10 protein-coding genes, 2 tRNA genes and 1 pseudogene are annotated in these 12,638 nt (G+C 74.3%); 4 read left to right on the forward strand and 9 right to left on the reverse strand.

The annotated features are described in order from the left end of the window. Nucleotides 1-153: 153 nt before the first annotated feature. Nucleotides 154-609 carry a DUF6083 domain-containing protein gene (locus EAO71_RS37760; protein ID WP_187282704.1) on the reverse strand — a complete coding sequence of 152 codons (456 nt, stop codon included), beginning with the start codon at nucleotides 607-609 and terminating at the stop codon, nucleotides 154-156. Between the two features lie 242 nt (nucleotides 610-851). On the opposite strand from EAO71_RS37760, the gene EAO71_RS18390 reads away from it, so the two are divergent. After that, a complete protein-coding gene (locus EAO71_RS18390; RefSeq protein ID WP_147978704.1) occupies nucleotides 852-1,262 on the forward strand; it encodes a hypothetical protein in 411 nt (136 codons plus the stop codon). Between the two features lie 127 nt (nucleotides 1,263-1,389). On the opposite strand, the gene EAO71_RS18395 is transcribed toward EAO71_RS18390, so the two are convergent. Together EAO71_RS18395 and EAO71_RS18400 are read right to left on the reverse strand one after the other, a co-directional pair. Next, nucleotides 1,390-1,462, reverse strand: a tRNA-Arg gene (locus EAO71_RS18395). Nucleotides 1,463-1,759: 297 nt separating this feature from the next. Next, nucleotides 1,760-1,850: transfer RNA gene (locus tag EAO71_RS18400), tRNA-Ser, on the reverse strand. Between the two features lie 201 nt (nucleotides 1,851-2,051). Between EAO71_RS18400 and EAO71_RS18405 the strand changes: the two genes are divergently transcribed. Both EAO71_RS18405 and EAO71_RS18410 read left to right on the forward strand, forming a co-directional pair. After that, nucleotides 2,052-2,516 (forward strand): SSI family serine proteinase inhibitor, encoded by a 465-nt coding sequence (locus tag EAO71_RS18405; protein ID WP_147978705.1) that lies wholly within the window; start codon nucleotides 2,052-2,054, stop codon nucleotides 2,514-2,516. 161 nt (nucleotides 2,517-2,677) lie between these two features. Continuing rightward, nucleotides 2,678-6,412: a PAS domain-containing protein gene (locus EAO71_RS18410; RefSeq protein WP_147978706.1), complete on the forward strand. Its 3,735-nt coding sequence runs from the start codon at nucleotides 2,678-2,680 to the stop codon at nucleotides 6,410-6,412. Between the two features lie 110 nt (nucleotides 6,413-6,522). On the opposite strand, the gene EAO71_RS18415 is transcribed toward EAO71_RS18410, so the two are convergent. Both EAO71_RS18415 and EAO71_RS18420 read right to left on the reverse strand, forming a co-directional pair. Next, entirely contained in the window at nucleotides 6,523-8,169 is a 1,647-nt protein-coding gene (locus EAO71_RS18415; RefSeq protein ID WP_147978707.1) for a long-chain fatty acid--CoA ligase, read from the reverse strand. 224 nt (nucleotides 8,170-8,393) lie between these two features. After that, complete coding sequence (locus EAO71_RS18420; RefSeq protein WP_147978708.1) at nucleotides 8,394-8,984, reverse strand: SigE family RNA polymerase sigma factor; 591 nt, start codon at nucleotides 8,982-8,984, stop codon at nucleotides 8,394-8,396. Between the two features lie 201 nt (nucleotides 8,985-9,185). On the opposite strand from EAO71_RS18420, the pseudogene EAO71_RS18425 reads away from it, so the two are divergent. Then, a pseudogene (locus EAO71_RS18425) lies at nucleotides 9,186-9,356 on the forward strand (hypothetical protein); the annotation flags it as partial. 5 nt (nucleotides 9,357-9,361) lie between these two features. Here the strand turns inward: EAO71_RS18425 and EAO71_RS18430 are convergent. The 4 genes from EAO71_RS18430 to EAO71_RS18445 all read right to left on the reverse strand — a co-directional run. Then, the gene (locus EAO71_RS18430; RefSeq protein WP_147978709.1) at nucleotides 9,362-10,354 is read right to left on the reverse strand and encodes a DUF1906 domain-containing protein; all 993 of its coding nucleotides are present in this window, start codon (nucleotides 10,352-10,354) and stop codon (nucleotides 9,362-9,364) included. Nucleotides 10,355-10,406: 52 nt separating this feature from the next. Then, the gene (locus EAO71_RS18435) at nucleotides 10,407-11,573 is read right to left on the reverse strand and encodes a lipid-transfer protein (RefSeq protein ID WP_147978710.1); all 1,167 of its coding nucleotides are present in this window, start codon (nucleotides 11,571-11,573) and stop codon (nucleotides 10,407-10,409) included. After that, entirely contained in the window at nucleotides 11,570-12,055 is a 486-nt protein-coding gene (locus EAO71_RS18440; protein ID WP_147978711.1) for a MaoC family dehydratase, read from the reverse strand. Before EAO71_RS18440 ends, EAO71_RS18435 begins: the two co-directional genes overlap by 4 nt. Next, nucleotides 12,052-12,638 (reverse strand): acyl-CoA dehydrogenase family protein (locus EAO71_RS18445; protein ID WP_147979379.1); only part of this gene is annotated, 587 nt, incomplete at its 5' end. The genes EAO71_RS18445 and EAO71_RS18440, both read right to left, overlap by 4 nt.

A 12,638-nucleotide genomic window follows, 5' to 3' on the forward strand; every position in this document is an offset into this window, starting at 1 on the left:
CCGTTCCACCGCAACCCGGCACACCGCCACACCACGTGCTCACTCCCGTCCCACGCCTCCGGAGTGACCAGTCTGCGCCACGGGACGGCGGCCGCGCGGCCCTCGCGCCAGGGCGCCCGGGCCGGCCCCGTACGGGCCCGTGAGCCGGGTGTCTCACGGAGGGGCTGCCGCCTCCTGGGCGGGGCACAGCATGCGGTGGTCCGGAACCACCGGATCACCGAGCGCCGGCTCGATCCCCCGGACGCGCACGGCCACCGCCCCGTCCTGCCCGTGCACCAGCCGCCAACGGAACCGCGGGGGGACGTCCTTGGCGGGCAGCTCGACGGTGGCCAGCACGATCCAGCGGTCGTAGTTCGTCGGGAGCACCCGCACCTCGGCGCCGCACGCCCGGCAGGGCGCCGGCTCGATCCACGCGGTGTCCTCGGGATCCGGATCGGGCCGGGGCGCGGCCGTGGCGCCCTCGTCCGCGGCGAGGTCGTTGGCGGCGCGGTTCCAGCAGGCGTCGCAGAGCACCGCCATGAGACTGATCCGGCCCCGCGCCCGCACGCCGGGGCCCTCCGTCGCACACGCCTGGCAGACCGACCCCGGAAAGTCCCCTGTCGCCCCCATACGCCCGAGTGTGAGCGCCGACACACGGTCCTGACAGGTCGCGATCCGGCCGCGTTGGCGCGGTCAGGACTGTGCGGTGGCCGCCTTGAGCCCGAAACCGACGAGGACGACCCCGGTGACGCGGTCCCTCGCTCGGCGCACGGCGGCCGATCGCGTACGCGGTCCTCCTGAGTCGCAACACCCGGGCGAAGCTGAGTAGGTGCGCTCTGCCTGGGCTCGGGCGGAGCGGGCACGCTGGGGCCATGCGACAAGGACCTCGGAACTTCACCCCTCAGCTGTCGGCGACCCTCGCGACGGCCCTGGCGGCGCTCGCGCTGTGGGCCGCCTGGCTGGGCTGGGACCAGCACCGCGACGTGCACCCCGACGGGTCGACGACCGGCCCGTACGAGGCGTGGCAGGTGATCGGGCTGGTGCTGACGCTGCTGGTGCCGGTGTACTGGGCGGCGTCCAGGGGCTACGTCACGGACGCGGTCCTGGGCACCTCGGCCGGGCTGACCGTGGCCGCCTTCTACGACTGGTCGGACGACTCCAGCGGCCTCTTCGTGATCGGCGTCGGGATGGTCATGATCGGGAGTGTCGCCGTGACCGCCGCCGTGACCGCCGTGGTCGCGGCCGTCCACCGGGACCGCCCGCGGACACCCCCGAACCGCTAGGGGGTGCCGGGGCGGGGACCGACGCCCACGCACCCCTCAGCCGCGCCGGATTGCCGTCCCGTCACCACCGTGGGACACCCCGACAACGCGAGAGGCCCCGGACTTTCGTCCGGGGCCTCTCAGGCTGTGCACTCGGCAGGATTCGAACCTGCAACCTTCTGATCCGTAGTCAGATGCTCTATCCGTTAAGCTACGAGTGCTTGTGCTTCCCGGCTTTTTTCTTGCCGGTCGGCGTTGCGTGGACAACATTACATGACCTGCGCCGTGACGCGAAATCCATTAGCCAGACCCCCTCTGACCTGCGGAAACACCCTCAGAGGGCGGTGGTGTGTCCGCCGGACGGGTGAGGGGGGCACGCGCTCCCCGGGGCCGGAACGGGCCGGGACGGGCCCGAACGAGGTCCGGGACCGGACCGGGTGGCGCCCGGGAAGGCAAGACCCGTGCACTCCCGGAAACGGCCGAAGCCCCGGCCGTGGGGGCCGGGGCTTCGGTAGGGGCGGAGGCGGAGGGATTTGAACCCTCGATGGGCTTTAAGGCCCAAACCGCATTAGCAGTGCGGCGCCATAGACCGGACTAGGCGACGCCTCCATGCACCCCGCGCGGGCGCGGATGGTGCGTGCAGATGATGACACAGGCGAGCCGTGTGTCACCAATCGCTTCTCACCGTACTAGGCCTCCCGGGCCCAGGGCAAAGCCCCGCGGCGCACTCCGGTTGCGCAACGAACGGCAGTACGGAGCGTTAGAGGGAGTGGGGCATCACCGCCTGCCACCCGCGTCCCTGGAGTTCGTATGCTGCGCCGCTCTGTCCTCGCGACCTTCGCGACCTTCGCGACCCTCGCCACCGCCTCGGCCGCCCCCGCCGCCGGCACCGTCGAGGCCCCGGTGCTGGGGCCGATTCCGCCGCTGTCGCTGCTGGCGGAGGCGGACAGCCTCACCGTGACCGTCTCCAAGAGCGGGCACCCCAAGGCCGACGGCACCTTCCGGCTCGAGTGCGAGGGGCAGGCCGGCGGGACCCATCCGGCGGCCAGGGACGCCTGCAGGCGGCTCGAGCAGATCGCGCGGCAGGGCACGGACCCCTTCGAGCCGGTCGGCAAGGACCGGCTCTGCACCCAGCAGTACGGCGGCCCGGCCCTCGCCCACATCACCGGAAAGTGGCAGGGCCGCAGCGTGGACGCCCGTTTCTCCCGGGCCGACGGCTGCGAGATCGACCGCTGGGAGAACCTGGAGCCGGTGCTGCCGATCGTGCGGGGGTGACGTGAGGATGACGTCGGGATCTTGCCGGAGGCATGCGACCGTGCCCCACGCCCGTCGAGCCTGCCCTTAGACTCCCTCTCAGTGACAGGCTGCGGCCCGCGGGGCAAGATGGGCGGCCAGCCGCCAGGCAAGGTGCAGTGGGTCAGGGAGGAAGCGTCGTCGTGAGCAGCAGGCCATCCCGAGGCGCTGCTCGCCTCGCAGCGATACTCGACGCCCTCCCCGACGGCCTCGTGCTCGTCAACTGCAACGGCACGGTCGTCAACGCCAACACCATCGCCCTCGGCATGTTCGAGACCCCCGGCACCGCTCTGGTCGGCCGGGGGCTGCTCGACCTGCTGCCCGCGTTCGACTCCCGGCTGATCCCCGGGTCGATGCGGCTGCCCGAGGGCACCGACGAGCGGGGCCGGACCAAGCCGACCCGGATGATCGCGCGCCGCACCGACGGCAGCGAGTTCGCCGTCGAGGTCACCAGCGCCAATCTGGAGGACGGGCGCGAGGCCTACGACTCGTACACCGGCTACACCGGCGACGAGCTGCTCATGCTCGTCGTCCGGGACCTCACGGGCACGCTCGACACCGAGGCCGAACTCGCCCGCTCGCAGCGCCAGACCGAGATGATCCTGCGCGCCGCGGCCGAGGGCGTCGTCGGCACGGACACCGACGGGCGGGTCGTGCTCGTCAACCCGGCCGCCGCGCAGATCCTCGGCTTCCGCGCCAGCGACCTCGGCGGCAAGGAGCTGCACCCGCTCATCCTGCACTCCCGTCCGGACGGCGAACCGTTCCCGTACGAGGATTCGCCGCTCGCCGACACGCTCAAGTCCGGGCGCAAGCACCGGGTCCGCGGCCAGGTGCTGTGGGCGAAGAACGGCGACCGGGTGCCGGTCGACCTGACGACCGCGCCGGTTCGGGACGGCGACCAGCTCGTCGGCGCGGTGATGACCTTCACCGACCGGCGCCCCTACGAGAAGCTCTCCGAGAAGCACGCCACGGAGCTCGCCGACCTCACGGAGCGGCACGCGGCGGAGCAGGAGCGGCAGAGCGAGCGGTTCGAGGCGCTGACCGCCCGGCACGAGCAGCTGACGGCCGTCCTCGGCGAGTCGCTGCGCGGGCCGCTGGAGGAGCTGCGCACGGAGCTGTCCACGCTCGCCGCGGACGACGCCGGCCAGCTGTGGCCGGAGGCGAACCAGCTGCTGCACCACCTGGCCGCCGGATACGCGCGGATGACCACGCTGGTCGACAACGTCCTCGGGTACCAGCGGCTGGACGCCGGTGCCGAGGAGCTCACCAAGAGCGTGGGACTGCTCGACGGGATCGTGACCGCCGGCGTCGACGGGGCCGTGGAACTCATCGGGCCCGGCCGGGCGCAGTTCGCCGTGCACGCGCCGCCCATCGAGGCCGAGGTCGACGCGGGACGGCTGGCGACGGCGCTGGCGCACCTGGTCGCGGACGTGGCCGGGGTCGACTCGACCGGCAAGGCCAAGGTCGTGGCGGGTACGGGTTACGTCGACTCCACGATCGTGGTGGCGGCGGCGCAGCGCGGAGACGTCGTACGGATCGAGGTGCGCGGGCCGTATGCCGGCGGCGACCCGGTGCACCAGCCCATCGTGCGCGGGATCGTGGCGGCGCACGGCGGTGTGGTGCAGACGCACGAGGTGCCCGGGATGAGCGGCAGCGCGTACGTCCTGGAGGTGCCGCTCGGTGCCGGCCGGGGCACGGTGGCGCCGCCGCCCGTCCCCGAACCCGAGCCGCAGCCCGTGCCGCAGGACGGCTCGGGGGGCGGCGGGCAGCTCGCGCTGCCCGCGCAGGCTTCGGAGACCCAGGGCGGCGGACGGCGGCGCGCCCGGAGGGCGTCCACCGACGCGTTCCTGGAGAGCCCCGTGGCGGTCGAGGCCGGTGTGGAGCCCACCGGGCGCCGTCGTGGGCGTACGGAGGCGGCTCCGGGCCCGGCGGAACTGATCCCGGCCCAGAACGCGGGCACGGCCACGCCCGCTGCCGGTCCGGAGGCCCTGCCCGGCGACGGCGCGGCCGCCGTGCCGGTCGCGGTCGAGCCCACCGGACGGCGTCGCGGCCGTCCGGCCGAGGGCGCCGTGGTGACCGCGGCCGAGGGCGCCCAGGGGCGCGCCGCGCTCGGGAACACCGTGCCGCCGCAGGGCGTGCCCGCCGAGGCACCCGCCATGGCCCGCGCGCTGCCCGCCGTCGCGGGTACCGGGGAGCCCACCGAGGACGGCCGGCCCACCGGTCGCAGGCGGCGGGCGCTCGCCGCCGCGCAGGAGCGGGCGGCGGCGGCCGAGGCCGGGCCGCGCACGCCCTTCGCGCTGCCGCCGGCGGACGCCGACCGCGGTGACGCGGACCGGAGCGACGCCGCGGGCCTGTCCCCCGCGACGGCGGCGGGGTCCCCGCAGCCGTTCGCGCCCGCCGCGGGACCGGCGCCGATGCCGATGCCCGCGCCGATGGTCGTGAGCGACGAGGGGCAGCACGGCGCCGCCCGGTCCGGCCCGGACACCGATCACACGCCTCCGCAGCCGCACCCGCTGCCCGGACCGACCGGCCGGCGCCGGGCCGCCGTCCGGGACGAGGCCGCGCAGGAGGCGCCCGCCGACGCGCCGGCCACCGCCCAGGAGGCCGGGACCCCGGCCGGTGGCACCGGCTCCGTACCGCTGCCGCCCGCGCTGCCGACTCCCGCCCGGGCGACGTCCGCGCACCCGACCCCCGCGCAGCCCCTGCCCGCCGAGGCGCCGGCCGACGTGACGACCACGCAGAGCGGCCGGGCGTTCAGCGTGCGCACGCTCGGGCAGGGCGTCCCCTTCGCCCAGCAGATCGCCGCGCAGCAGAACGGCCAGGCCACCCAGAACGGGCGGGGCACCCAGGGCGGTCAGAACGGTGCCTCGAACGGCTCCGGGCGGCGGCGCAGGCTCGCCACCCCGCCCGAGGGCGACCGCACCGCCCAGCCGGCCGGGGCGACGGCGGCCGGGACGGCGACGGAGACCGCGACGAAGCCCCATCCGCAGCCGGGCACCGCGCCCAAGCGGGCGCCCTCGGTCCCCGAGGGCCGTTCGTACGCCATAGGAGCGCCCGCCGAGGGCTCCGCCGAGGGGCCCGAGCCGCTGGACGGTCCGGGCGGGGCGGTCGAGGTCGCCAACAGGCCGCTGCCGCAGCCGGTCGACGACGAGCTGCCGCCGGAGCCGCTGGACAACCCGCGCCGGCTGCTGGTCTGGCCCGCACCGGACGTCCAGACGCAGCAGGCGCTCAGCGACCGCGGCTACCGCCCGGTGATCGTGAACTCCCGCGAGGAGGTCGACGCGCAGATCGCCGCGTTCCCCGCCGCGCTCTTCGTCGACCCGCTGACCGGCCCCATCACCCGTACCGCCCTGCAGTCGCTGCGCCAGGCGGCCGTCGCCGCCGAGGTGCCGGTGCTGCTCGCGGCCGGGCTCGGGCAGGCGACCCGGGAGGCGGCGTACGGCGCCGATCCCGCCGTCCTGCTCAAGGCGCTCGCCCCGCGGGACAGCGAGCAGCACCCGTCCCGCGTGCTGCTGATCGAGGAGCACGACGAGATCGCGGACGCGCTGGGGGCGACCCTGGAGCGGCGCGGCATGCAGGTGGCGCGCGCCGCGGCGGACTCGGAGGCGGTCACGCTGGCGACGCAGATGCGGCCGAACCTGGTGGTGATGGACCTGATGCAGGTGCGTCGCCGGCGGGCCGGGATCATCGACTGGCTGCGGGCGAACGGGCAGTTGAACCACACGCCGCTCGTCGTCTACACCTCGACCGGTCTCGACGAGGCGGAGCTGCCGAAGCTCGCGGCGGGCGAGACGGTCCTCTTCCTCGCGGAGCGCTCCACCACCACCGAGGTCCAGGCCCGGATCGTGGACCTGCTCGCGAAGATCGGCACCAACTAGGGCCGAGCAGGCCCGATGAGGCGCCGGGGAGACGTCCGCGCACGTCGAAGGGGAGGGGCGTCACCGCCCCTCCCCTTCGTGGTTCCGCCGCTGTCACGGCCCTCGGTGGACTACAGCTGCGTCACGTCCAACTCGCCCTCCGCGTACTGGCGGCGGATCACCTTCTTGTCGAACTTGCCCACGCTCGTCTTCGGCACCGCCTCCACGATCGACCAGCGCTCCGGCAGCTGCCACTTGGCGACCGACTGCCCGAGGAACTCCTTCAGCGCCGCGTAGTCCACCGTGGCGCCCTCCTTGAGGACGACGGTGGCCAGCGGGCGCTCGCCCCACTTCTCGTCCGGGACGGCGACGACCGCGGCCTCGGCGACCTCCGGGTGCGCCATGATCGCGTTCTCGAGGTCGACGCTCGAGATCCACTCGCCGCCGGACTTGATGACGTCCTTGGCGCGGTCGGTGAGGGTGAGGTAGCCGTCCGGGCTGATGACGCCGACGTCGCCGGTCTTCAGCCAGCCGTCCTCGCTGAACTTGTCGGCGGGGCGGATCGCCTCGCCGTCCACGCCGCCGAAGTACGAGCCGGCGATCCAGGTGCCGCGGACCTCCAGCTCGCCCGCCGACTCGCCGTCCCACGGGAGGTGTTCGCCGCCGGGGCCGACCAGCCGCGCCTCGACACCGGCCGGGAAACGGCCCTGGGTGACGCGGTAGGGCCACGCCTCCTCGTCGGTGAGTCCGGCGGGCGGGTGGGCCATGGTGCCGAGCGGGGACGTCTCCGTCATGCCCCAGGCGTGACAGAGCCGGACGCCGAGCTTGTCGTACGCCTCCATGAGCGAGGGGGGACAGGCCGCGCCGCCGATGGTGACCTGGCTCATGGACGACAGGTCGCGGGGGTGGGCGGTGACCTCGGCGAGGAGGCCCTGCCAGATGGTGGGGACGGCGGCGGCGTGGCTCGGCTTCTCGCGCTCGATCATCTCGGCGAGCGGGGCGGGCTGGAGGAACCGGTCCGGCATGAGCATGTTGATGCCGGTCATGAAGGTGGCGTGCGGCAGGCCCCAGGCGTTGACGTGGAACTGCGGGACGACGACGAGGGTCGTGTCCTTCTCGGTCAGGCCCATCGACTCGGCCATGTTGACCTGCATGGAGTGCAGGTAGATCGAGCGGTGGGAGTAGACGACGCCCTTGGGGTCGCCGGTGGTGCCGGAGGTGTAGCACATGGCCGCGGCCGAACGCTCGTCCAGCTCGGGCCAGTCGAAGGTGGTGGGACGGCCCGCGATCAGCTCCTCGTAGTCGTGCACGCGCGGCGCGACGCCCTCGAGGACGGACCGGTCGCCGGGGCCGGCGACCACGATGTGCTCGAGGGTCGGCAGGTGCGGCAGCAGCGGCGCGAGGAGCGGGAGGAGGGAGCCGTTGACGAGGACGACCCGGTCGGCGGCGTGGTTGACGATCCACACCAGCTGCTCGGGGGGAAGCCGCAGGTTGAGGGTGTGCAGGACCGCGCCCATGGACGGGATCGCGAAGTACGCCTCGACGTGCTCGGCGTTGTTCCACATGAGCGTGGCGACCCGCTGGTCGCCGGTGACTCCGAGTTCGTCGCGCAGGGCGTTGGCCAGCTGGGTGGCGCGTGCGCCCGTCTCCGCGAAGGTGCGGCGCTGCGGCTCGGGCTCGCCCGTCCAGGTGGTGATCAGTGACTTCCCGTGGATCGTCATCCCGTGCTTCAGGATGCGGGTCACGGTCAGCTGTACGTCCTGCATGGTGCTCAGCACGGCGTCCTCCCGGTGGGCGCTACGTGGCAGTAAGGGTGTGCAGATTCTGCGCACATACCACGCGGTATGTCACTACCCGGGAGTACTGAAATTGCCAGTGATTACTGGCGGAGGCGGTGCGCGGGGCCCGTCCGGGCCTTCCGTCCGGCACGGGATCCGCCCTGCGGCGACGGGATCACGGGGCCTGACGCGCGGCACGCCGGCGCCGGACCCACGGCGCCGCCCTACCGCACCGGAGCCAGTTCGGGATCCTCCCGGAGCTTGCCGAGCGCCCGCGACACCGCGCTCTTGACGGTGCCGATCGACACGCCGAGCACCTCCGCGGTCTGCGCCTCGCTGAGGTCCTCGTAATACCTGAGGACGACCATCGCCCGCTGGCGGTCCGGGAGCTTCATCACGGCCCGCCACATGGCGTCGTGCAGCCCCTGCTGCTCGGCGGGGTCCGCCTGGGGCAGTCCGGCCGGCTCGGGCAGCTCGTCGCAGGCGAACTCGTCGACCTTGCGCTTGCGCCACTGGGACGTCCGGGTGTTCAGCAGCGCGCGGCGGACGTACCCGTCCAGGGCACGGTGGTCCTCGATCCGTTCCCAGGCCACGAAGGTCTTGGTCAGCGCGGTCTGGAGCAGGTCCTCGGCGTCGAACGGGTTCGCGGTCAGCGAGCGCGCGGTACGCAGCAGCACGGGCCCGCGGGCCCGGACGTAGGTGGCGAACGACGGGTAGCCGGCGGCCAGGGCGGCGCGGCCGGCGGGCGCGGCGGCGACACCGGTGGCGGCCTTGGACGCGCCCGTGCAGACGGGGCCAGAGGGTGGCGGAGTCATGCTTCCACGCTAGGAGCGGGCGGGTGCCGGGGGATCGGCCCCAGGTCCCGACCCGCACTCCGCCTCAGGTTGTAGGGGTGGGGACAGCTGGACCTCCTCAAGGTGGAGAGCCACTCAGGGTCGTGACGGGGTGCGAGCGGGCGCCCGGCCCCGCGCCGCGGGCCGGTCGGGGCGTCTCGGAGACGTCCCCCCGGGTGGCGGCTGCTCCCGGTCTTCGTCGGCTCGCAGGCGCCCTGCGTCTTCGCCGAGAACAAGAAGCACGTCCCGATCGGCGACGACCCCTGGACCCAGGGCACCGAGGAGGCGGCCGAGGCCGTCCGGGCGGCCGGCGCGATCGGGATCGCGCCGGGCAGCGCGCTCTACCTCGACATGGAGGCCTATCCGCTCACCGACTCCGTCTGCGCCGAGACCACGCTGCTCTTCGTCCGGGCGACGGGGAGGAGCGGTTCGCCGGGGGCGACGGAGGCGACCGGCCCGTCGACGGCGTTCCGGTCGATGGTCAGGGTGCGGCCCCCGTACGACTCGCGGACGTTGCCCGCGTACTGGTGGATCCGGCCGTGCTCCAGCCAGGCCGGCATGGGCAGGGCGCTCTCCGAGTAGAGGGCCGGCTCGCCCAGCCAGCGCGCGAACCAGATCACCGCGGGGAGGTCCTCGTAGCCGGCCTTCCGCGCCTCCTCCATGTGCTGCACCCCGCTGTCGGCGCTGCTGTAGAAGCCCGGCAGATAGCCCTGCCCGCGGACCTCCCGGTTCCAGGCCCGGACGAAGAGCAGCGTGGTCTCGGCGCAGACGGAGTCGGTGAGCGGATAGGCCTCCATGTCGAGGTAGAGCGCGCTGCCCGGCGCGATCCCGATCGCGCCGGCCGCCCGGACGGCCTCGGCCGCCTCCTCGGTGCCCTGGGTCCAGGGGTCGTCGCCGATCGGGACGTGCTTCTTGTTCTCGGCGAAGACGCAGGGCGCCTGCGAGCCGACGAAGACCGGGAGCAGCCGCCAGCCCTGGGCGTGCACGGAGGCGACCCAGTGCGCGTTCAGGTGGGGCTGCGCGGGGCAGCCCCGGCCGCGCCCGCCGAAGTAGACGCCGACGGCCCGGTACGGCGACGCGAGCCAGGCCTCCATCACCGCGAGGGACGGGGCCTCGCAGGTGTCGAAGCCCTTCCCGGTGAAGTACCGGTAGGTGACGGAGTCGCCGCCCGGGGCGCCGCGGGCCTCGGACCCGGCCGTCCGGGCGGGACCGGCTCCGCCCGCGGAGCCGGACGGAGAGGTGGGGGCGGCCGTCGCGGGGGCGACGAGCAGCGCGACGGCGAGCGCGGCCTGCAGGAGCCGCGCCCGTACGGACCGGCGGCGGTACAGCGCCGCGGCCAGGGAGCTGTTCATGGGGCGAGTGAAGAACGGCCCGCCCCGCCCGGCCACCGCTCGGGCCGTCTCCTCAGCCGTCCGTGCCCAGGATCAACCCGGACGTGGGAACCCCGGTGCCCGCCGTGACCAGCGCCCGGGACGCGCCCGGCACCTGGTTCACGGACGTGCCCCGCATCTGGCGCACGGCCTCCGCGATGCCGTTCATCCCGTGGAGGTACGCCTCCCCGAGCTGGCCGCCGTGGGTGTTCAGCGGCAGCCGGTCCGCCGCCACGAAGCCGGCCGCCTCGCCGGGCGCGCAGAACCCGAACTCCTCCAGCTGCATGAGGACGAACGGCGTGAAGTGGTCGTAGAGGATGCCGACGTCGATGTCGCCGGGGGCCAGTCCGGACGTCCGCCACAGCTGCCGGGCCACCACGCCCATCTCGGGCAGGCCGGTCAGGTCGTCCCGGTAGAAGCTGGTCATCGCCTCCTGGTTGCGTCCGGCGCCCTGCGCGGCGGCCACGACCAGCGCGGGCGGGTGGCGCAGGTCGCGGGCCCGCTCGGGCGTGGTGACGACGAGCGCCTGGCCGCCGTCGGTCTCCTGGCAGCAGTCGAGGAGGCGCAGCGGCTCGGCGATCCAGCGCGAGGCGGCGTGGTCGGCGAGGGTGATCGGCTTCCCGTGGAAGTAGGCGGCGGGGTTGCGGGCGGCGTGGCGGCGGTCGGTGACGGCGACGTGGCCGAACGCCTCGGGTGTCAGGCCGTACGTGTGCAGATAGCGCTGGGCGATCATGGCCACCCAGGAGGCGGGGGTCAGGAGCCCGAAGGGGAGCTGCCAGCCGAGCGCGGCGCCCTCGGCGGAGGGTTCGCGCTGCTGGACGCCGGAGCCGAAGCGGCGGCCCGAGCGCTCGTTGAACGCCCGGTAGCAGACGACGACCTCGGCGACGCCGGTGGCGACGGCGAGGGCGGCCTGCTGGACCGTGGCGCAGGCCGCCCCGCCGCCGAAGTGGACGCGGGAGAAGAACGAGAGCTCCCCGATGCCGACGGCCTGGGCGACCGTGATCTCGGGGCTCGTGTCCATCGTGAAGGTGACCATGCCGTCGACGTCGGCGACGTCGAGCCCGGCGTCGTCGAGCGCCGCGTGCACCGCCTCGACGGCGAGCTTCAGCTCGCTGCGGCCGGAGTCCTTGGAGAACTCGGTCGCGCCGATGCCGGCGATGGCGGCCCGGCCGCCGAGGCTGTCGGCCCTGCGGACGCTCATGCCGGGTCCTCCCGTGCGTTCCGGGGTGCCGCGGCGGGCTCGGCGGCCGAGGCGTCTCTGAGGGCGGCAGCGGGTGCGGCCGCGGTGTCGGCGGTACGGGCCGGGGGCAGGGTCACCGTCACCGTGCCGGTGACGTGGTGGCCGATCCCGTTGGCCCCGACCACGCGGACCCGGACCGTGTCCCCGTCGACCTCGGCGACCGTCCCGGTCAGCGTCATCGTGTCCCCGGGGTAGTTGGGCGCGCCGAGCCGGATCACCACCTTCCGGAGCACGGCCCCGGGACCGAGGTGGTCGGTGATGTAGCGGCCGACCAGCCCGTTGGTGGTGAGGATGTTCATGAAGATGTCCGGCGAGCCCTTCTCCCGGGCGAGTTCGGCGTCGTGGTGCACGTCCTGGTAGTCCCGCGAGGCGACCGCCCCGGCGACGATCAGGGTGCGGGTGATCGGGATCTCCAGGGACGGCAGGACGTCTCCGGGGTTCATGACGGCTCTCCCTTCGCGAGCACGTCGCCGAGTTCGGCGAGGAGTTCGGTACCGCAGCCGAGGTACGCGTCGAGCTGTCTGCCCCACAGGAAGTGCCGGTGGACGGGGTGGTCGAGGTCCGCCCCCGTGCCGCCGTGCAGGTGCTGTCCGGCGTGGACGACCCGCTTGCCCGCCTCCGACGCCCACCAGGCGGCGGTCAGCGCGTGCTCTCGGGCGGGCAGGGCCCGGTCGTGCCGCCAGGCCGCCTCGTAGGCGGTGACGCGGATGGCCTCGGTGTCCATGTACGCGTCGGCGGCGCGGAGTTGCACCGCCTGGCGGGTGGCGAGAGGGCGCCCGAACTGCTCGCGCACCGCGGTGTGGGCGACGGCGCGGGCCAGCGAGCCGGAGCAGACCCCGGCCTGGAGCCCGGCGAAGGCGATCCTGGCCGCGGCCCAGGGGCTGGCGGCGCGGATCTTCGGCGATCTCGCCACGCCCGATCGGCTCGCGGCCGCGGGCGGGGACAGCGACCCCGAGCTGTGGAAGGCCCTGTGCGCGGCCGGACTGCTGGAGGCGGTCGAGGAGACTGGGCTGCTCGGCCTCGTCC

This window comes from Streptomyces sp. MS191 (assembly GCF_008042125.1).
Lineage (GTDB): Bacteria > Actinomycetota > Actinomycetes > Streptomycetales > Streptomycetaceae > Streptomyces.

Coding starts and splice junctions, on each gene's coding strand:
- EAO71_RS37760 (WP_187282704.1), bottom strand. CDS start 609: ATGGGGGCGACAGGGGACTTTCCGGGGTCGGTCTGCCAGGCGTGTGCG.
- EAO71_RS18390 (WP_147978704.1), top strand. CDS start 852: ATGCGACAAGGACCTCGGAACTTCACCCCTCAGCTGTCGGCGACCCTC.
- EAO71_RS18405 (WP_147978705.1), top strand. CDS start 2,052: ATGCTGCGCCGCTCTGTCCTCGCGACCTTCGCGACCTTCGCGACCCTC.
- EAO71_RS18420 (WP_147978708.1), bottom strand. CDS start 8,984: ATGACTCCGCCACCCTCTGGCCCCGTCTGCACGGGCGCGTCCAAGGCC.
- EAO71_RS18430 (WP_147978709.1), bottom strand. CDS start 10,354: ATGAACAGCTCCCTGGCCGCGGCGCTGTACCGCCGCCGGTCCGTACGG.
- EAO71_RS18435 (WP_147978710.1), bottom strand. CDS start 11,573: ATGAGCGTCCGCAGGGCCGACAGCCTCGGCGGCCGGGCCGCCATCGCC.
- EAO71_RS18440 (WP_147978711.1), bottom strand. CDS start 12,055: ATGAACCCCGGAGACGTCCTGCCGTCCCTGGAGATCCCGATCACCCGC.